Origin of the sequence: Nocardia brevicatena NBRC 12119, assembly GCF_000308495.1 — a bacterium.
In the GTDB taxonomy this organism is placed as follows: domain Bacteria; phylum Actinomycetota; class Actinomycetes; order Mycobacteriales; family Mycobacteriaceae; genus Nocardia; species Nocardia brevicatena.
Genome location: NZ_BAFU01000068.1, coordinates 114,693 through 134,326, shown reverse-complemented (window position 1 = coordinate 134,326; position 19,634 = coordinate 114,693). Strand labels below are relative to the sequence as shown.

17 protein-coding genes are annotated in these 19,634 nt (G+C 65.6%); 8 read left to right on the top strand and 9 right to left on the bottom strand.

Annotation, left to right across the window (positions count from 1 at the left end; translation table 11 throughout):
- Positions 1 to 7 precede the first annotated feature (7 nt).
- A complete protein-coding gene (argS, locus tag ON20_RS18720; protein ID WP_040837309.1) occupies positions 8 to 1,780 on the top strand; it encodes an arginine--tRNA ligase in 1,773 nt (590 codons plus the stop codon).
- A gap of 327 nt (positions 1,781 to 2,107) precedes the next feature.
- On the opposite strand, the gene ON20_RS18715 is transcribed toward argS, so the two are convergent.
- From ON20_RS18715 to ON20_RS39940, 5 genes are all read right to left on the bottom strand, one after another.
- Positions 2,108 to 3,451, bottom strand: a complete 1,344-nt coding sequence (locus ON20_RS18715; RefSeq protein ID WP_218002554.1) for a hypothetical protein — start codon at positions 3,449 to 3,451, stop codon at positions 2,108 to 2,110.
- A 637-nt stretch (positions 3,452 to 4,088) separates the two neighbouring features.
- A complete protein-coding gene (locus ON20_RS18710) occupies positions 4,089 to 4,397 on the bottom strand; it encodes a DNA adenine methylase (protein WP_157228894.1) in 309 nt (102 codons plus the stop codon).
- Between the two features lie 104 nt (positions 4,398 to 4,501).
- A complete protein-coding gene (locus ON20_RS18705) occupies positions 4,502 to 4,828 on the bottom strand; it encodes a helix-turn-helix domain-containing protein (RefSeq protein WP_245547323.1) in 327 nt (108 codons plus the stop codon).
- Positions 4,822 to 5,973, bottom strand: a complete 1,152-nt coding sequence (locus ON20_RS40600) for a tyrosine-type recombinase/integrase (protein WP_083865039.1) — start codon at positions 5,971 to 5,973, stop codon at positions 4,822 to 4,824. Before ON20_RS40600 ends, ON20_RS18705 begins: the two co-directional genes overlap by 7 nt.
- 137 nt (positions 5,974 to 6,110) lie before the next feature.
- A complete protein-coding gene (locus tag ON20_RS39940) occupies positions 6,111 to 6,245 on the bottom strand; it encodes a hypothetical protein (protein ID WP_281032888.1) in 135 nt (44 codons plus the stop codon).
- Positions 6,246 to 6,868: 623 nt separating this feature from the next.
- On the opposite strand from ON20_RS39940, the gene ON20_RS39050 reads away from it, so the two are divergent.
- The gene (locus ON20_RS39050) at positions 6,869 to 7,918 is read left to right on the top strand and encodes a C40 family peptidase (RefSeq protein ID WP_245547312.1); all 1,050 of its coding nucleotides are present in this window, start codon (positions 6,869 to 6,871) and stop codon (positions 7,916 to 7,918) included.
- Positions 7,919 to 8,194: 276 nt separating this feature from the next.
- Here the strand turns inward: ON20_RS39050 and ON20_RS18690 are convergent, their stop codons facing one another.
- The 3 genes from ON20_RS18690 to ON20_RS34580 all read right to left on the bottom strand — a co-directional run bounded on the left by ON20_RS18690 (position 8,195) and on the right by ON20_RS34580 (position 12,018).
- Positions 8,195 to 9,025 (bottom strand): alpha/beta fold hydrolase, encoded by an 831-nt coding sequence (locus tag ON20_RS18690; protein WP_245547311.1) that lies wholly within the window; start codon positions 9,023 to 9,025, stop codon positions 8,195 to 8,197.
- Positions 9,026 to 9,409: 384 nt separating this feature from the next.
- Positions 9,410 to 10,855 carry a gamma-glutamyltransferase gene (locus ON20_RS18685; protein WP_083865037.1) on the bottom strand — a complete coding sequence of 482 codons (1,446 nt, stop codon included), beginning with the start codon at positions 10,853 to 10,855 and terminating at the stop codon, positions 9,410 to 9,412.
- Complete coding sequence (locus ON20_RS34580; RefSeq protein WP_245547310.1) at positions 10,771 to 12,018, bottom strand: flavin monoamine oxidase family protein; 1,248 nt, start codon at positions 12,016 to 12,018, stop codon at positions 10,771 to 10,773. The genes ON20_RS18685 and ON20_RS34580 overlap by 85 nt, the downstream gene beginning before the upstream one ends.
- Before the next feature lie 49 nt (positions 12,019 to 12,067).
- Between ON20_RS34580 and ON20_RS18675 the strand changes: the two genes are divergently transcribed.
- The 3 genes from ON20_RS18675 (at position 12,068) to ON20_RS18665 (ending at position 13,730) form a co-directional block, all read left to right on the top strand.
- A complete protein-coding gene (locus tag ON20_RS18675; RefSeq protein ID WP_040837168.1) occupies positions 12,068 to 12,667 on the top strand; it encodes a TetR/AcrR family transcriptional regulator in 600 nt (199 codons plus the stop codon).
- 2 nt (positions 12,668 to 12,669) lie between these two features.
- Positions 12,670 to 13,191 carry a hypothetical protein gene (locus ON20_RS18670; RefSeq protein ID WP_040837303.1) on the top strand — a complete coding sequence of 174 codons (522 nt, stop codon included), beginning with the start codon at positions 12,670 to 12,672 and terminating at the stop codon, positions 13,189 to 13,191.
- A gap of 131 nt (positions 13,192 to 13,322) precedes the next feature.
- On the top strand, positions 13,323 to 13,730 hold the full coding sequence (locus tag ON20_RS18665) for a DUF1275 family protein (protein ID WP_083865052.1): 408 nt from the start codon (positions 13,323 to 13,325) through the stop codon (positions 13,728 to 13,730).
- Positions 13,731 to 13,800: 70 nt separating this feature from the next.
- On the opposite strand, the gene ON20_RS18660 is transcribed toward ON20_RS18665, so the two are convergent.
- The gene (locus tag ON20_RS18660) at positions 13,801 to 15,177 is read right to left on the bottom strand and encodes an MFS transporter (RefSeq protein WP_040837163.1); all 1,377 of its coding nucleotides are present in this window, start codon (positions 15,175 to 15,177) and stop codon (positions 13,801 to 13,803) included.
- A 787-nt stretch (positions 15,178 to 15,964) separates the two neighbouring features.
- On the opposite strand from ON20_RS18660, the gene ON20_RS40310 reads away from it, so the two are divergent.
- From ON20_RS40310 to ON20_RS18645, 3 genes are all read left to right on the top strand, one after another.
- Entirely contained in the window at positions 15,965 to 16,753 is a 789-nt protein-coding gene (locus ON20_RS40310) for a hypothetical protein (RefSeq protein WP_306306861.1), read from the top strand.
- A 61-nt stretch (positions 16,754 to 16,814) separates the two neighbouring features.
- Complete coding sequence (locus ON20_RS18650; protein WP_040837161.1) at positions 16,815 to 18,062, top strand: AAA family ATPase; 1,248 nt, start codon at positions 16,815 to 16,817, stop codon at positions 18,060 to 18,062.
- Positions 18,059 to 19,297 (top strand): vWA domain-containing protein, encoded by a 1,239-nt coding sequence (locus ON20_RS18645; protein ID WP_040837160.1) that lies wholly within the window; start codon positions 18,059 to 18,061, stop codon positions 19,295 to 19,297. Before ON20_RS18650 ends, ON20_RS18645 begins: the two co-directional genes overlap by 4 nt.
- The last annotated feature ends 337 nt before the right edge of the window (positions 19,298 to 19,634 follow it).

Sequence of the window (19,634 nt, the reverse complement as noted above, 5' to 3'; positions counted from 1 at the left end):
ATCCCAGGTGAGTTCTGCCGGTGTTGTGCCGCTGCTCGGATCTGTCGCTGCCGTTGTGTCGGAGGCGATCGGCCGAGTCCGACCCGACCTGGCAGGAGCCGATCCGGTGGTGCGACGCTCTGACCGCGCCGACTTCCAGTCCAACGCCGCGCTGCCCTTGGCCAAGAAAACCGGGACAAAGCCCGTCGACCTGGCCGGATCACTGGTACGGCAGCTCGACGCCGACAGCTTCGAGGTGGTCGAATCCGTGACACTCTCGGGGCCGGGTTTCCTCAATATCACGGTCTCCGATGTCGCGATCTGGTCCCAGGTCGCAGCCCGGCTGGCCGATGAGCGGCTCGGTGTTCCCGCCGCCGAGACGGGGCGGCGGGTGGTGATCGACTATTCGGGCCCGAACGTAGCCAAGGAAATGCACGTCGGGCACCTGCGCACCACGATCATCGGGGACAGCCTCGCCCGCGTCCTAGCCTTCCTGGGTGCGGACGTGGTCCGCGCGAATCATTTGGGTGACTGGGGAACCCAGTTCGGGATGCTCATCCAATACATCGACGAGCACCCCGAAACACCGTGGCATCAAGACGAACTCGGCGACCCCGGGAACAGCGCGGTCTCGGCGTTGGATGCGCTGTACAAGGCCGCACGCGCACAGTTCGACGCCGACGCGGACTTCGCCGACCGTGCCCGGCGGCGCGTGGTCGCCCTGCAATCCGGCGACGAGCAGACCGTGGCCCGGTGGAAGGAGATCGTGGCCGAGTCGGAGAAGGCGTTCGCCGCGATCTACGACCGGCTGGGTGTGCTGCTCGGCCCGGACGACTATGCGGGGGAGTCGTTCTACAACCCTATGCTGGCCGACACCGTCACCGAGCTTCTCGACAAGGGCGTGGCCGTTGAGAGCGACAGCGCGATCGTGGTGGCCTCGGAAGAAGTAACGGGTCCCGACGACACCCCCGCGGTGCTGATGGTCCGCAAGAGCGACGGCGGCTACGGCTACGACAGCACCGATCTGGCCACCATCCGCTACCGCATCACCACCCTGCACGCCGACCGGCTCCTCTATGTCACCGATTCCCGCCAGGCCCTGCATTTCCGACTGATCTTCGAAGCGGCCCGCCGAGCCGATTGGCTCACCGACGCCGTCACCGTCGACCATGTCCCCTACGGTACCGTCCTCGGCCCCGACGGCCGGCCCTTCAAGACCCGCGCCGGCGGCACCGTCCGCCTGATGGACCTCCTCGACGATGCCGTCACCGCCGCCCGCAGTGTGGTCGCTGAGAAGAACCCCGACCTGCCCGCGGTCGAGCTCGACCGTATTGCCGAGCAGGCCGGGATCGGCGCGGTGAAGTACGCGGACCTGTCCACGAGCCGGATCAAGGACTACACCTTCGACCCCGCCCGTATGACCGCACTCAACGGCAACACCGGCGTCTACCTCCAATACGCTCATGCCCGAACCCGTTCGATCCTGCGCAAAGCCGAAGGCCTCAACGGTATTTCGGTGGACTCGGGCATTTCCCTCGAGCCAGCCGAACGAGAACTTACCCTCACCCTGGATGCATATGGAACGGTTCTCACCGAAGTCGCCGCAACCCTCGAACCCCATCGCCTGGCCGGCCACCTCTACGACCTCGCCCGAGCATTCACGGCCTTCTACGACACCTGCCCCGTCCTCACCGCCCCCGAACCGGTCCGCGGCAACCGCCTCGCCCTCACCCAGCTGACAGCCCGAACCCTCGCCCACGGCCTCGGACTCCTGGGAATCGCCGCACCGGAACGACTCTGAATGGGAGCAATGAGAGCCGAAGTGTGGTGGTCACTTCGAGTTTGGGCGTATTCGATTTCGAACGACGCCCCGTTGTCCCGCAGAGATGTCCCGATCACTGTTCGCGGTGGTGATGAGGTGGCTGTCCTTGCGCTTGCGGCCAGCTGACCTGAGGCTGTGCCGGCGGTAGGTGTGTGACGCCTCCGACATCGGGACGACGGCGTCAATGCCTGTACCGGAACGTCGCGGACAAACGCGCGGATGACTCGTCTCGGAAGCCCGGACTGTGCAGGCGGTGGTCGTGCTGTGCCTTCTTCGGCAGGTAGCTGATCTGGAGAACCCCTGCAGTCAGGTCTGCTCAGAAGGGTTTACCAGGGTTCGCTGGTTCCATAAGGTACTGCCGAGGGTCGCAGCCGCAATCGTGGATAGCTGAGACTCTTGTTCCTTGCTGGTGAATATTTCGAGTTGCTTGAGAATTCGTTCGTCACCATTCGCGGTAGCTCGGTTAGCGAGGGTGGTGGCCTGTTGTATTGCCCCTGCCTCGCAGTAGGATCTCACCAATTCAGAAACTCCACGGTCGAGGGAGATCTTTGCAGCAACGTCCATAGAAATTAAGGCCGAGACTTGATTAGTAGCATCGACTTCCCGGAGACACCACAGCAGATTGGCGACATCGTCTGGATCCTCTAAGAATTCCGGGCGGATCGCTAGTTGCGTCGCCTTGTATTCGGCACCGATATCCAGCAGAACCCTGACCAAGGCAGCCACACCCTCCCCCTGATCGTCGAACTCCACGCCAATAACGGACCGATCAGCCAGTGTCATTGCCTGTTCGTGCGCGCCGATTTCCCAAAACTGCTTCAGTAGTTTGGCCACGTAGAATCCGTCATCCGCGGGTACAGTCATGGCAGGGTTTCGCTCGAGTATCGCAGCGATCTGATTGTGAGCATCTACTTTTCTCAGTGCATTTAGGAGGTCGTGAAGCAGGTACAGGTCATCGAACTGACAGATACCGGCTATGCGGACTGCCAATGCTGCGGCTTGTTGGTTGGCGCGCACTTCTCCGAGTTTTTCGGCCACTATTCCGAGTTCTTCAAGAAGTGTGCGGATTCCCCATTCATCCTCAACTGAAACTTTTGCCATGAGGTCGATGTCGAGGCTTAATAGTGCTGCAATATGATCATGTGCACCGGCAATTCTCAATTCGGTCAACAGCGCAGCGATTTCATTGGCATCGTCCAACCTTCCCTTCACGACGATGGTGTTCCCTAATACGGCCACCTGTTCGAGGCGGGCGTCGAGAGAGCGGACCCCCTTCGTCCGGACCCGGCTGCTTCGGCTCGAGTCGAGCATCAGCAAGTACGTCATATCTATGAGGTTCGGCAGCCACATGGGGGCACGATCTAAACACGCTGCCGATGTCACCCCGGAGTTGCCTTCGGAGGACTTGGGGGAGGGGGAAGGAATCTGTGCGGCCGGGGTGCGAAGGTCCTGCTCCTGCATCGCTCGGAGCTTCTTCCACCGCTCATGCCAGATTTCCACCGAGAATTGGGTTTCGTCGATTGGCAGGCCGTCCTTGTCTGCGGCCGCCCGGCATCCCATGATGTACGTTGTAACGGTCGCCAAACTTGGTAACCGTTGCTCGCTATTGGCACGTTTTAGCGTGCTGGTGCCCACAGGGTTGGCAATCATCCTACTTGCGAGTCTCCGGACCCGCTCAGGGCTGGGATCGCCAGCTGCGATGCGCAACGCTCGGAGGTCAGCGACGAACCGCTCGATCTCCGATTCCACTTCCGCTCTCATCGGGTCCATTTTGACGGGTCCTTCGTGCTGCGTCCGGGTTACAGCGGAAGTGTCCAGGTAAGCACGACCGCCGAACCGGTCAGCACGCCAACGCACACCGTTAGCCGCCAGGTCCGGCCCCAATCGCTGATCGCCGTCCGGACCGTCTTGCCGATTTCTTGCCACATGCTGCTCTCCCGAATTTGTTGACCATTCGGAATTCATTGCAGCAGAGAGCATTAGCGCCGTCGACCGAGTGCGCAGGGTTGGTCTGTATTGGGCGAGTTCGGTGGGCGGTTCTGAACGTTTTGGCCGGGCTTGACCACAGGCCAGCACACCCTCGTATTCCCGCTTCGACGAGGAACTGTGACGTGTGCGAAGAAGATGGGAATCCCTCGGGCTCCGGCAGCAATGACGAGATCTGGGTGATGGATGCCGCAAAGGTGAACGATTGAAGCTCGGCTTCCTGGGCGGTTGTGGACCGATCGGGGAGTGATCGAGCTGGCCCATCCCGGGGATGCCGGACCACCGACGGGTCCCAGAAAGCTCATTCTTGGATTGTCCGGAGCCGCTCATTCGATGGAACAGTCTCCGCTGGCAATGTGGTCAGGAGCAGCTCCTTGGCTGGACCGCGTCCGTTGCGCGACGATGCGGTGTAGTTCAGGGTGACGCTTCGTCTCACGATCCGCCACGCCCTGGTACCGAGTAGTTCCCGACTATCGCAGTCGGGCTGCATCCGCTTCGCCGCGTAGAGGGCGTCGTCCTCGAGGAGGCGTGCGTCGAAGTCGTACGACAGGATCCACCGGAACTGCATATGCCTACGTAGGTACTCCGCGAGGCTTTCATGCTGGAGCATCGACATCCAGTCGAGGTCAGCCTCGGCGGTATTCTTGGTCGAGTCGAACGAGCGTCGGTAGAGCTTTCCAGACTTCGACAGGTACGGGGGATCCAGATAGGCGACTACCCGGTTTGGGAGCAGTGTCTTGTAATACGATGCGACCCCGCTGAGGGTTTCTCGCCAGTCGGCCCGCCAGACATCGATCCGGCCAACCGCCGCTCGAGGAAACGCTTACGCCACTTGCCGACAGTCGGCAGCGAAACCCTCTCCCGCGCAGCGACATCGGTGTTGGACAGACCCTCCGCACAGGCAAGCACGATCCGCGACCGCTGCGCCAACGCCTGCGCCGACTTCCGCCGACGCGCCCACCCCGTGAGCACTTCACGCTCCTCATCGGTCAACACCAACGGCTGCTTCCGCCGTCCACGCTCGGCCACAACCCTCAGCATCCCCGCCCCGACCGCCGCGCGCACCCCGACACGCCACAAACCAGCAATTCAACAACGGATTCCCGGTGCAGGACACTAGTGTCCACTGACCTGTCCCAACTCCATTGAAGCCGAAATCCCGATCGGATGCCGCAACCGGTTTGTACGCCTCGTGCTGGTACTCGCGTCGTCCGGCTAACGTGAGGGCAGCGGTGAGCCTCCTGTTCCGTGGACGATCGACGCCGTGAACTGTCGGGGAGGGATTTGCCTCGGCGGCGCTCCGCGACGCCACCGAGGCGAGAGTTATTCACTCTCGGCATGAATGGTCGTGCGCTTTGCGTGAAATTTGCGATGTGGCGGCAAGACTGCCTCCTCACGACACTTACTACGACAACGTCCCCGCCGACCACGCCGACTACGACATCGACGACATACCGTTTTCCGCAGGAAAATACCCCTGAGCAGGGGGTGAGCAAGCTGCTGGCAGTGTGGGGGTCAGGGGTTCGAGTCCCCTTAGCTCCACTCCTGTGATCAGGTCGGACCCGGTAATTATGCCGGGTCTTTCTCTTTCGAATCTCAGTGTGCCAAGACTCTGCCAACGGGTGGGAGGCGCGTTGGTCCGACGCTGTGACCTTGGTTGGGCGTTGCCGGGGAGCCTTCACGTATTCGGCCGGCTCGCGTGCGATCAGACCTTGCCGCGTGGCGTACTCCGTCACCTGCCGAAGCGCCACCAAAGCCGGTCGGATGGTAGCCGGCGCCGGCGGCTTGCTCTTCCTCGAGCCGGCCTCCGGCATCGTGGAAACCCATTCGTCCACGTGGGACTGCCGCAATGCCCGAAGCTTCATCGCACCGAGGTCGCGCTTCGCATACTTCAGGGGATCGCGGTAGTTGCGCAGCGTGTTCTCCCGTATGTCCCGGCGCGACTCGAGCCACTCGTCGCACACCTGCGGCAGAGTGATGTCGGTCCGGCCGGCGAAGGTTCCGGCGGCGACGGCTGCGGAGATCCGACGATACCTGCGCCGCGCTTCCGTCTCGGTGTCGTAGGTGAAGCGCTGCCGGATACGACTGCCGTCCGGCTCGGTGCCGGTATCGATCCGAAACGCTCGGCCGTCTCCGGCGCGCCGGAATTCGTCCCGAGTCGGAAATCGAACCTCCCGGCCCTCCATGGCGTTTCAGGTCGATGACGACCGGGCCGTGCTGATCGGCGATCCCCAACGCGGTCACGTGTTCATCGACAACAACGTCGCCGAAGAACGCATCCAGGTCTACGTCACAGGACAGTCAGCGGCCAAGATATCGGTCATTACACGATGGCGATCTCGAAAGCCAGTTGCCGGGGACCGATGACCGGTAGGGAATTCCCGACAATGGCGACCACGGCTTCGAAGAAGCCCTGGTAATCGTCGCCGGATGTACACTGACATGCACGAATTGCCATAGCCGCCCCATTGATTCGCAATCGTGCGGCCGATGTACGAGGACCGAGCCGATGAACGCCCATCGCCATTATCTCGACGGTGCCGCCTTGTCATCCGTTGCCTTTCCCGCCACGCCGGGTGTCGGAGGTGGGTTGTGACAAGTGCCGAGATCTGGCCCGAGGACCTGGAGCTGGATCCGAACGAGCCGGAAAGCCGAGAAGATCAGCAAACCGGGCCGGCGACGCCGTGGTCGAATCGGCGAGTACACCGACGTCCGCCCCCGGGTGCGATCGCGCCTGACCCTTCATATCCTCTGGGTCTGCCGCATGGCCCTGGGCCGGGTTCCGCGGGCGTCGTCGATCATGGCGGGCCGGACACTCGTTGGGCGGATGATGTCGGGCATCATGGTCCGCCGGGTCGGGTGGGGGAGGTTGCGCATGCGGCGCCGAGTGATGTAGCTGTCCCGCAGCCGGGGCAGGTATCGGCCGGGCCGGGGTTGGCCCAGGTGGAGCCGCCGCGGGTCGGTCCGGAGCGGGTCGGTCGGGAGCGGGTCGGTCCGGAGCGGGTCGGTCCGGAGCGGATCGGTCGAGATTCGCCCGCCGTCGGGACGGCCGGGCCGACCGCCGCGGACATGATGCCGCTGATGGCTTCCGCGCTGGACGGTTTGAACGCGGCAAAGGGTGGTTCGGCGCCGGTCGCCGGCGGGAGTGGCCCGATGCCGGTTGCCGGTACAGGCACCGACGCGTTGTCGGACACCGGTGACGGCGATGCCCGGCCGGCCGGGCTGTCCCCGGAGCAGGCGCGTGCGTTGCGGACGTTGGAGGAGATGGCCGCGCTGTACGGCAAGGGGGACACGACGATCCCAGAGGTCCGGAATCTGCCGCGGCAGTCGGATGACGTACCCGGCTATGGGGACGCTGTGACAGCGATCAACGCCCGGCAGTCCCTCCAACGTGACACCGCCGACACCTTCGAAGGCCGCGACCATCGGTTGGATGCCGTCCTGAACGATTTTTCCGGTGGGCACGCTGCCGGAAAGAGGGCCATGAACGGCGTACTGCAGAACGTAGGCAGCGCCTTGAGCGCAAATCCGCCACCCTACAACAGCGCACACGAAAAGCAGCAGGTCAACCAGATGTTCGCCACCGCGCTCGGGGACGGTGGCAACATCGTGTCCGGTGGGCAGCGGAACGTCGATGGCACCGTCGTCGCCATCGACGCGCTCACCAAGGAATTCGAGCAGGACAAGCAAGGCGAAAACGGCAGCGCATCACCCGAGACCAAGCGCCCGACCGGAAAAGCTGCCACGAAGAAAGCGAAAGCCATCAAGAAGGCGATCGCAGCGGCGATGGCGCAGAAGGGAAAACCGTATGTATGGGGCGGTACAGGCCCGAACGGTTGGGACTGCTCGGGCCTGACGCAGTACGCGCTGAAAAAGGCCGGAGTCGATATCAAACGAACAACTTGGGCTCAGCGCGACCAACTACGTAAGGTCACAGGAATACCAAAGGCCGGCGACCTCGTCTTCAGTAGTTCTGGAGGCCACGTCTTGCTATGCATTGGCAATAATCGGTTCATACACGCGCCCAAAACCGGTGATGTCGTCAGAATAATCAACCTGAAAACACTCACGAATAACTATCCGTCATACCAGGTCAGACGTTGGACACACCTGGTGCCGGCCAACGGATGATGCCCGTCCACCACGCACACGCCAACAGCCGCTCAGCAGTGGGACTCGAGACCCTGGACCTGGTCCACGCGCCGGCCGGGCGGCCTTGCGCTCACGCGCTCGGACTGCGTGTGATGACCACCGGCGGTGGTCATTGTCATCGGTTGGATCGCTCCGGCGAATATGCATCGGACGGTATGGGTGACCGCCGGTATTGGGCGGGGGCGCGGGCCGGGACTTCACTCGCCCATGTTCGTGGGTTACCGAGCGGGAACCACCTGCCCGGCGCGCTTTGCATCAGTGGGTCGGCAGGACGTGGGCGAGAAATGTGTCCGTGTCGGAGCGAGCTTGCTGCAAGAGTGTGAAATGGGTGGCCGGTGGATAGAGCAGCAGTCGGCTGTCGGCGCCGCCTTGCCGGAGTTGTTGCTGCAGCAGCATTGTGGTCGGCATGGGCTGCACGGTATCCACTCCGCCCTGCAGGAGCAGCAGCGGCCGGTGGTATCCGGTTGTGGGTACCGCCATGTAGTCGCGTAGCGCGGTGATCAGCGCCGGGTCGGACAAGGGCTTGGAGAACAGCTCCCCGAAGGGGCGGCCCGCGACAGCGTCTCCCGCTGACCTCAGGCATCCTTCACCGGCCTCGGCGATGGCGAGCACCTGCTTTCCCCGGTCGCTCAGGTAGTCGGTGACGCGCAGATCCGGGCGCACGTGATCGAGGCCGCCCATGATCATCAAGACCCTGAGCTGGAGCCCTTCGGGAAACGGCACCGCCAGGCCGGGCCCGGACAGTGTGGTGATCAGGTCCTCGTAGTTGCTTGTCGGGGCATAGGCTATTGTGCCGCGCAAGTCGAGTTCCGGAGCGTAGTCCGGTGACAATTGCGCGGCGAACAGTGCCGACTGCCCCCCGATGGAATGCCCGGCCGGCACGTACGAGTCCGATAGTGCGGGATCGTGGATGCGACCGGCCCGAACGATGTCGAGCACGGCGTGCCCGGCGGCCCGCCCGGCCAGGTATTCGTAGTGTCCTGGTGCGCCGAGCCCGATGTAATCCGTGGCCGCCACCGCGTAGCCCTGTGCCAGGTAGGCGGATAGCTGCGGTGTTTCGTCGAATGTGTCCGCGATCCCGCCCATGAGATTGGGTGCGCAGCCTTGCGCGATGCCGCTTGTGGAATGCCCCCATGACACCACTCGCCAACCGCTTGGAGGGGGATTTCCCGCGGGCAGGTAGATGTTTCCGGTACTGATCTGCGGCTCACCGTTTTGACCGGTGGTTCGGTAGACAAGCCGATATCCTGTGACGGCCGAGGGAATCAGCTCGGCTTCGTCCAGCGGTCGGGACGACACAATCGTTCCCGGTCCGGTCGGGGGTGGCGAGTCCGCTGTCGACGATCCGGTGGCCATCACCGAAAACACGGCGACAATTATCGTCACGATCGCGCGCCGCACAGGGAACGTTCTTCTCGACATGGAGCTCTCCTGAGTAGTGGGTTGGTGAATGGGAGTTCGGATGGTGTTTCAGCGACCGGCCGCGTAACCTTGCATTCCGCGTGGATTGGCGGCAGCCGAAAGCACACCTGCTTCGGGGTCACGGGCGACAGCGCAGATGCGTCCTTCCGACCAGGCGTCACCCATGGTGATCCGGTGGCCGCGTCGGCGCAGCTCGATCAGGATTTCGGCGCCGAACCGCGATTCCATGGTCACCCCTCCCGGATTCATCGAACGTGGATAGAACGAGCCGGGGAAACTGTCCTGATGCCAGTTCGGTGCGTCGATAGCACCCTGTAGATCCAGCCGGCCGCCGCTGGGAGTAGCGGCGATCATATTGCCCCAGCGGTCCACGACGTCGAGGTGGCAGGTGTCGCCGTGGGCGGCGCGTGTTGCGGTCACCGTCGGTTCCCCAACGCCTGCCGGAAACTGTTCCGGCACAGTGGAAACTGCATGGCTGCTCACCCTCGGCGGTCGGCCGTCCGGGCTTCCGGGCCTCAGCCGGCGGGACGCCTCCGGGGTGATCGCAGCACGGCGCTCCGCGTTGTATGTCGGAGACAGCAACGCCTCCAGGGGCATATCCGTACCATCGCCATACCGGGCCTCCCGGTCCGCCATCGCGAGCTTCGAGCCCTCGATCGGTGCGTGGTAGTAATCGGCCGTACCGTGGTCCAAGTGTTCTGGCAGCAGGGCCGGCTGTTGCAGGAACACCGGATCCTGGCTCCAGAGACCGGGCTTGGCGATCGTCCGGCCCTTCCAGGTGTAGGCGGCCGGATCCTCGTAGGTCGCGGTGTAATTCACCAGGTCGTTACCGGTCGGGGTGCCGGTGTGACGCTCGCCCGGGGTGTCCGGCGTGGGCTGCGCGGCGGTGGCGGTCAACGCTTCGGTGATGAACCCCTCTCGCCATGTGCGTCGCGCGGTTTCGATGTGGGCCTTGCGGTCCGCATGTGCGGCCTCGGCTTCGGAGATCAACCGCCGCCAGTTTCGTGCCGGTACCGGGTTCTTCAACAACTGTCCCGGTGCGGGCGGCTTTCCGTCTCGTAGGTACACCGTTGCCGAGGTGATCCACTCGGACTCGAAGAGGTTCTGCATCGCGGACAAGGTGTACCGGACATCCCCGAGCACCGGGTGCCCGCGCTCGGCGTACCAGATGGCGTGGGCCAGTACGTCGGACAGCCGCTTCGTGCCGTGGTCGCGGAGCAGCGGCATCCAGGCATCGAAGGCACCCGGCACTGCCGCGGCCGGCGGGCCGGTTCCGGACACCAGGCCCAGGCCCGGACGGGTGTAGTGTTCGATCGTCGCGCCCGCCGGTGCGGGCCCTTGTCCGCACAGAACCCGCGGTGCCTGTCCCGTCGGCGTGAGAATGATCGGCACTTCCCCCGCCGGCCCGTTCAGGTGCGGCTCGACCACATGCAGTGTGAACGCCGCGGCCACCGCCGCGTCGAATGCGTTACCGCCGTCCTCGAGGATCGCCATCGCGGCCGCCGAGGCGAGCCAGTGCGTGGACGAGACCGTGCTTTGGGGCCGAAGTACGCTGCGAGATCGTCGAGAACCATATCGCGGCGCTGTTTCGGTGTGAGGCGCGCCGCGGTCCGGGCATGAGTGGCTTCGAGGAATCCGACCAGGACCGCGGGTTCGGTGTCCGGCGGCCCGCCATCGAAGACCGTGCCGAGCGCGCGCCGATCGCTGTTGGCCTGCCCGGAAAGACCCTGCGTGCGCCAGAACGGCTCGTCGTAGACCGCGTTGACCTTGATCGTCCGGCCCATCGGCAGACGTTGTAGCAGCTGGGTGCGCTCGGCGGGCAGACCCGGCGTGAATCGTATGCGCGCTATCAGCGGGGGCGGGACCGCGATAATCGCATGCCGTGCCCGCCACTGTTGTTTCCCGGCCCACACCCGGACGTCGTTGTCGCTCCACTCGATCTCGGACACCGCGGCGCCGAGGACGATGCGGTCGCCCATTTCCTCGGCCATGGCGATGGACAGCCGCTGGGTGCCGCCGACGACCCTGTCCTGCTGCGCACCGCCGCTCGTGTTGATCAACGAGTCGATGCCGCCGCCCGAATGGATGTAGAACTGCGCCCACAGGGCCGACATCTCGTCGGGCTCGGCACACCAGACCGCCTGGGTGACCAGCCGGAAGAACGCGCGACCGGTCGAGGTGTGCGAGTGCTTGCGGAGCCAGGTGTCGAATGTCCGACCGTCGAGCGTCCTCGCGTGGGGCGCTGTCCACGGTGCCTGTAGTGGTACCCGTCGTGCCGAGCGATCGAGTCGCAGCCGCGTGAGGCCGATGTCGGCGAGCACGAGCGGGTTCAGTCTCGGTATTCGGCCCCGGTAGCGGCGGATGCGGCCGCCGAATTCGCCGATGTTCGCACCCCGATCGTGCGTGGGGTACGTGGAGAACCCGAGTTCGGTCAGCAGCGCCGACACCCGGTCCTGGCCCGGGCCGACCCACATGCCGCCGACCTCCACGTACGCGTCGCTGCCCGGTACCTCGACATTGAGGGTTCGCCCACCCACTCGCTCCCGAGCCTCCAGCACCAGGACATCGCGTCCGGCCGCTGCGAGCGTGCGGGCCGCGGTCAGCCCGGCCGCGCCGGCCCCCACCACGATGACGTCTCTGAGGCCCAACATCCACATACGCCTAACATCTCAGATACATTGTGTATGTAAATGTAGTCTTGTCGGTGTGACTGTCAAGGGACGACGTGCGGAATACGCCGAAGCCACCCGGTCCGCCCTCGTGGAGACGGGCCGTCGGCTGTTCATCGAACAGCGGTACTCCGAACTCTCCGCCGACGAGATCGCTCGGGCCGCCCGCCTGACACGAGGCGCGGTGTACCACCACTTCGGCGGCAAACAAGGACTGTTCGAGGCCGTGTTCGAGCAGGTCGAACAGGAACTGACCGAACGTCTGACGAGCGCGATCGGTGAGCCGGGCAACTCCTGGGACACCGCCACCCATGCCTTGAACGTGTTCCTCGACGAATGCACCGACGCGGCCTATCAGCGCATCGTGCTGCAGGAGGGGCCGTTCGCACTGGGCTGGGACCGATGGCGCGAACTCGACGAGCGGTACATGGTCGGCCTGATCCGCGACTTGGTCGACCAGCTGGTCCGAGCCGGTGTTTTCAAGCCCCGTCCGACCGAGCTCACGGCCCGCGCCATCTACGGACTGCTCACCGAACTGGCCTGGAGCATCGCCGACGCGACCGACGAGAGGACGCGGCGCGAAGCGGGACAGATCGCGCTCGACATGATCAGTTCCCTACGCCGCACAGCCGAGTGACGATGAACATCCGCACATCCCATCCGATCGTGGACGCGGTGCTCGAACGGCACCACGGCCGGCTCGGCGACGATCTGCCGGTCTACCGCAACCATGTGCTGCGTGGTCTGAACTACCAGCAGCTGTTGCTGGGCGAGCCGGTGCCGGACCTCGCGGCGCTCGCATGGGCCGTGCACGACCTGGGGATCTGGACCGCCGCAACCCTCGACTACCTGGTGCCTTCGGCAGACCTTATCGCCGAACACGCTGCCGACTTCGGCGTCACGGACATCGACCGAGCCCGGCGAATGGTCCTCGAGCACCATCGACTACGCAGCATCGACGATCGGCTGACCGAGACATTCCGGATCGCCGACCGGATCGATGCGAGCCGCGGCCTGCTGCGCAGGCCGTTGCGCCGTACTCAGGTCGAAACCGTGGTCGACCGGCTGCCGTACCTCGGATTCCATCTGTTCCTCGCGCGTCGCGTCACCGGATACGCACTCGGTCATCCCGTCCGCCCACTACCGATGATTCGCTGGTGATCCGCGTGACAGGGCTATGGCGCCCAGCAGCAACGGGGTCTACACGAAGGGAGTCGGACCGAAGGCGCTCTCGGCACCGCAGCCGGCGCCCCGTGCGCGACCGAGGTTCCGTGTCGGTCCGCCTATGGCTCATGCTCGCTCTGACATTCGGTACGGGATTCGTCGACGCGGCGGGATATCTCGGACTCGACCGCGTCTTCGTCGGCAATATGACCGGAAATATCGTAATTCTGGGCATGGGCGCGGTCGGCGTCGACGGACTCGAGGACGTCACAACGGTGGTCGCAACGTCCACACTCACTCTCTTCGCAGCCGACCTGGCCGCGAAACCGGCCCGAGCCGCCCTGCCGAACCGCCGCGTCGCGGCCATCGTCGCAGTCATATCGGGGGCCGGCGCGGGAGCACTCCTCCTGTCCCACCTCGGACTGGGGCCTGCCATGGCCCTCGCTGCCACCACGACCGGAATGGTCGCGGCCCTCGGCCACTTCTACTTCCGCACCGCCACGCGCGGATCGGGTTTGCCCGAGAGCGAACGTTGAAATCGGCCGCCATTGCGATACCCGCACACCCCAGAGGCCGACCCGCGACCCACGACCCGGGGTCCGGCACTTAACGAAACGCGCGCCCCTGTTCCCGATCGAGTGCCGTCTCGTCTTTGTTCTTCAGGGCGGAGAGGTACACCAGGAGGGAGGCGAAGACGACGGCGGTGACATACACGATGAACCACGTCACGTGTCCCCCGTTCTTCGCGGCCTGGTAGATCATCGGCGCGGTACCGCCGAATGCCGAATTGGCCAAGGCGTATCCGACACCGACACCCAAGGCTCGGATATGTGAAGGGAACAGTTCGGCTTTGACGATGGCGTTGATGGACGTGTAGCCGGTGAGCACGACATAGCCGACGCAGGTCGCCAACAGGGTTGTCGTCACCGACGTCGCGTTCTGCAGGAAAGTGATGAGGAACCAGGTGTAGACGACTCCGCCGGCCCCGAAGAACACCAGTACGGGCTTGCGGCCCACCTTGTCGCTGATCAATCCACCGACCGGCTGCAACGCCATGAGGAAGACCAACCCGGTGAGGTTGATCCAGGTGGCCGTCATGCCTCGACCTTCGAACGCCGCCTTGATCATGGCCGGGGCGTTCACGCTGTAGGTGTAGAAAGCGAGGGTACCGCCCATGGTGACCAGGAAACACAGCAGCAGCGGGCGCCAGTGGTTGAGCACCAGTTCACGAAGCGAACCCGATTCGGAGTCATCGCCCCGGCGGACCGCGTCGAGCTGCTCATCGCTGAGTGATTCGTCCATGCTGCGGCGCAGCCAGAACACGACGACCGCGGCGACGCCGCCGATGAAGAAGGCGATGCGCCAGCCGAAATCGGAGATTTCCTCCTTGTCCATGAACGCCTGCAGCACCAACAGGATGAGCTGGGCCAGTACGTGACCACCGACCAGGGTCACGTACTGGAACGACGAAAAGAAGCCCCGGCGTTCCCGCGTGGCGGCCTCTGACATGTAGGTGGCCGAGGCGCCGTACTCGCCGCCGGTCGCGAACCCCTGCACCAGCCTGCACAGGATCAGGATCACGGCGGCGCCCACGCCGATCACTTCTCGTCCCGGCACGATCGCGATAACCAGCGAACACGCCGCCATGAGCGAGACACTGAATGTGAGAGCCGCGCGCCGCCCGTGGCGGTCGGCGTAGCGGCCGAAGAACCACGAACCGACCGGACGCATGAGGAACGTGACGGCGAAGATCGCGTACACGTAGACGGTGGAGTTCTTGTCCGCCGAATCGAAGAAGTGGCTTTCGAAGTACGAGGCGAACACCGTATAGACGTAGACGTCGTACCACTCGACGAGATTGCCCGACGATCCGCGCAGCGTGTTCCAGACAGCGCGACGCGTTGCCGCCCGTGACGATGTCGGTTCAGTGGCCGGTGCCCGCCCGTCGGGGACAACCAGGCCCGGGGTAGTGGCCTCGGACATTTGCGATTCCTCCCGTTCACCCGTGCAGGGAGTGCGCGGAGACCGGTAGCCCGCGCCACTCCACACTCAGTGTGCAGGCATCGAGGCCCGGATGGCCGGGATCGGCGCGGGGCGATATGATCAACACGATGATGACACCTTCTGATCAAAGATTGGGGGTCCCGTTCGTGCAAGGTGAGTGCTGATGCGCACTCGGATCACGAATGGGGACGATTCCCGCCTTTCCTTCTGGCTGCGTGTGCGCGAGTTCGCCGTGCCGCCTTCCATGATCGAGACCGCGACCGCCCGGCGTAACGTCGGAGACTGGGCGGGAGCATGTGCCGCAGCAGGTTTCGATGTCGATATCGATTTACGGGCGCCGGCACGTAGTCACGGCCAGGAGGTCGCAGCCCGGCTCCGAGACGACCTGCGCCATCTCGCTCCCGATCTGTTGCGGTGGCACTTGCCCAGGGTCGCTCCTGACGGTTTGCTGCGGCCGGGTCTGACCATCGCTCTGGCTCGGTACGGCCCACCGGGTACTCGAAACCGATGTGACAGAGCAGGTTCTGTGTACCTCGTGGTTCGGACCGCGCCGGCTTGGGCGGATGCCGGCCAGCGGATCGGCCTCGCATTGTGGGACGGATCCCGCTCCGGCGCCGGCCTGCATCCGCATCCCCGTCCCAACAGGCGCTTCCGGCTAGACCTCCACCGTCACCTGTGGGACGCGCGCAGAGTTGATGAGCTTCGGATACGTTCGGGGGCAGCTCAATGCGCCGGCACCGGTGACCTCGACGCCGGGCTGCCGGAAATGGTGCCCGCGGGTTGCGCCGTCGACCGATGGGCGGCCGAGGCGCGGATTCTGTTGCGGGCCGAAGGGCGGCCGAACGGTCCTTTGCGGGTGCGGTTCGGGGCACGGCAAGAGGTGGTCGTGGACCTGGCTGCGGAGGGCGACGACCCGCCCGCGTTGCGGATCGCGGAGTCATACCCGCGTGGTGGGGTGTCCGCCCTCCCGGTCCTGCCCGACGCGGCGACCTGGACGCTGCCCGACCTGGAACTTCTCCGTGCCGGTGCGATAGCGGCCGACCGGCTGCATCCGCTGGTCGCGTCGGCACTGGCACCGGGCTTTTCGCCGACCGATTCGTCCCGGACCACCGAACGGGTCGATCGGCCTCACCTGGTGGAGTGCCGGGGCGAGCAGCACCGGATCGGACTGGTCGACGGTGTACTGGTCGCGCTCGATCACGACCCGGCCGAGATCCGGCGGGAGGAACTGCTGGTCGCCTTGGCCGGCACTCCGCTGCCATGTCTGCGGGCCATCGATAGAGCCCATCGGCATCCGGACTGTCTGGCCGGCGTTCGTGAACGGTTGGATCATGGTGACACCGCCGGTGCGCTGGCCGTTGTCGAAGGTTTGCTCGGCCCCGACGCCGTGCTGCGCGATGGTGCGTTACGGGACGAGTTGGAGGTGGCCGCGCAACGGCGGATCACCTACGGACTGTTCAGGGCAGGGTTGGCCGGAGCCGGGCCTACCCGCATTCAGGGCGATCGTCGCCGCCGCGATCGCCGCGCGCACCCGCGCAACGGCACCTCACGCTGATCCCCGTCCCGCATTCATCTCGCGCTCACTCGATTTTTCTCAACCCAAAGGTGATTCACACATGCCCGCTGACACCCCGTGCGCTCCTGTCTCGAACCGAGCCCACACCTCCCAACTCGACGTCGCCGGCGATCTGCTGACCCTGCTCGGCGAGGTAACCACCGAACCCCGCCCCGACACCCGGCTGGAGGCCCTGACGCTGGCTGTGGCCGCCGACCTACCGGTACTCCTGTGGGGTGAACCGGGGATCGGTAAGACCGCGGCCCTCACCCAGCTCGCCGAGTCCCTGGATCTTCCGCTGACCACGGTGATCGCGAGTGTGCACGAGCCGTCGGACTTCTCCGGCCTGCCCATCATCGGCGACGACCCCGCCGAACACGGTGTTCCGATGGCACCGCCCGACTGGGCCGTCCGACTCGTCCGGGCCGGCCGTGGGCTGCTGTTCCTGGACGAGTTGTCAACGGCACCGCCGGCCGTACAGGCCGCCCTGCTCCGCCTCGTCCTCGAACGGCGAATCGGCGCACTCCAACTACCATCCGGTGTCCGCATCGTGGCCGCCGCCAACCCGCGCGCCTCGGCGGCCGACGGCTGGGAGCTGAGTCCGCCACTGGCCAACCGGTTCGTGCACCTGCAATGGGCCCACGACCACGACGTGGTCGTCCGCGGCCTCGGCGGGACCTGGCCGCGCGCGACCCTGCCCCGACTCGATCCGGAAAAATTCGCGGAGGCAGTGGCTTTCGCCCGCAGCGCGGTATGTGGGCTCCTCGCGGCCCGCCCCAATCTCGTGCATCAGCTCCCCACCAGCGAAACCCGCCGGGGCGGAGCCTGGCCGTCGCCGCGCAGCTGGGATATGACACTGCGCCTGATCGCCTTCGCCACCGCCGCCGGCTCTTCCCGAGATGTGCTCTCCCTGCTGGTCCGCGGCACCGTGGGAGACGGCCCCGGCTTCGAACTCCTGGCCGGCATCGATCGGATGGACCTCCCGGACCCCGAGGTCCTGCTCGCCGATCCGGCCGCCGCCGACCTGCCCGAGCGCGGCGATCTGCGCCAAGCCGTGCTCGACGGAGTGGTGGCGGCAGTCCGCAGGCGTCCGACGAAATCCCGCTGGGACGCGGCCTGGGCGCTACTCGTGAAGGCGGTGGAAACCGGAGCCCCGGACCTGGTGGTCGTCCCCGCGACCACCCTCGCCACCCTGCGCCAGGACAACTGGGACGTGCCGGAGTCGATCGAACGGCTCGCCGGAATGGTGTCGGTATCCCAGGGAGCGGATCGCGCCGCGGCCCGCGTCGCCGCGAAGGTCGGCCGATGACGCCGAACACCGCCGAGCCGGACCTCGGCAAATTCTTCGCCGCCCGCCTGCACGCCGCCCGGGCCCGGCCCTACCTGGCGACCGCCCTGTACGCGCTGCACATCGTCGAGTCGCGACGAGTACCGACAATGGGTGTGGACCGGTACTGGCGGTGCTACGTCTCGCCCGCGTTCGTGGACTACACGCCGGTGGAGGAACTGGCCTCGGTGCTGGTGCACGAGGTGTCGCATCTGCTGCGCGACCATCACGGTCGAAGTGACCGATTCGCCCGCGAGCACGGCCTGACCGGCCCGGCGGAGCGACTGCGGATGAACATCGCCGCCGATGCCGAGATCAACGACGACGCGTTCGGTGACGGGTTGGTTCGGCCCGAGGGTGCCGTCCTACCATCGACTCTCGGTTTGTCCGGGGGCGAGCTCATGGAGGACTACCTGCGCCAGTTCCGCCTCGGAAGGCATACGGACGATCTGTCCTGGCTCGACTGCGGCAGCGGCGCCGACGGACTCGACCGCGGGTGGGAACTGGGACCGGACGGCGCGGACGGCCTCAGCGAACAGGAACGCGACGCGGTCCGATTCCGTGTGGCGCAGGGCATTATCGGCCGTCCAGGGGACGCACCCCAGGGGTGGCGGCGCTGGGCGGAGGAGGCGTTCCACCCACCACAACCCTGGCGGGAACTGCTGGGCGCGGCCATCCGCTCGGCCACCGCCGCGCCCGGTGTCGGCGAGGACTACACCTACGGTCGGCCGGCGCGGCGCTCGGCCGCGCTGCCCGGGGCCGTGCTGCCGAGCCTGCGGCGCACACCACCTCGGGTCGGCGTGATCATCGATACCTCGGGGTCGGTCAGCGATGCCGAACTGGGCAGCGCGCTGCTCGAAGTCGCCGCGATTTCCCGGGCCGTGGGCGGTCGTCGCGACCTCGTCACGGTGTTGTCGTGCGACGCGGCGGCACGGGTCGTGCATCCGCTGTGCCGGGCCGAGGGGATACCGCTGGTGGGCGGTGGGGGTACGGATCTGCGCACAGGTTTCGCCAAGGCGCTTCGAAGCCGGCCCCGGCCGGATGTGCTCGTCGTGCTGACCGACGGCCAGACACCCTGGCCGACCGGCCGACCCGGATGTCGGACAGTGGTTGGACTATTCCGTCGGGAGAGCTCGTGGAGGGAACACGATCCCGATTACGTTGCGGCCGGTCCGCCGGACTGGGCACGGGTGGTCGATATCGGGATGCCGGTCTGAGGGGGTCGATCATTATCGGTGCCCACAAGGCAGGGGCTCTGCACGCACACCTCGAACGCGGTGTCGTCCTGGTTCCCCGGCCGGACCGCGGTTCCCCGCACCACGCCCACCGGGTTGTGGCCGAGGGATGCTCGATTGCCGAAACCCCCGCGGAGATCATCGGACTCACGGGCCGGCTCCCTGTCGGGTCCGAGCGGTCCGCTGACCCGAGTGTCCGTTCGCCCGGCTTTCGGTGCCGTCGTGACGGCGGCCCGCCGTGCGTCCTGCCCTGAGCAGCATTCGGACTCGACCATCGCTGTTCTCCGATACGGTCGTGTGACCGAGTAGCGTCCTCTGC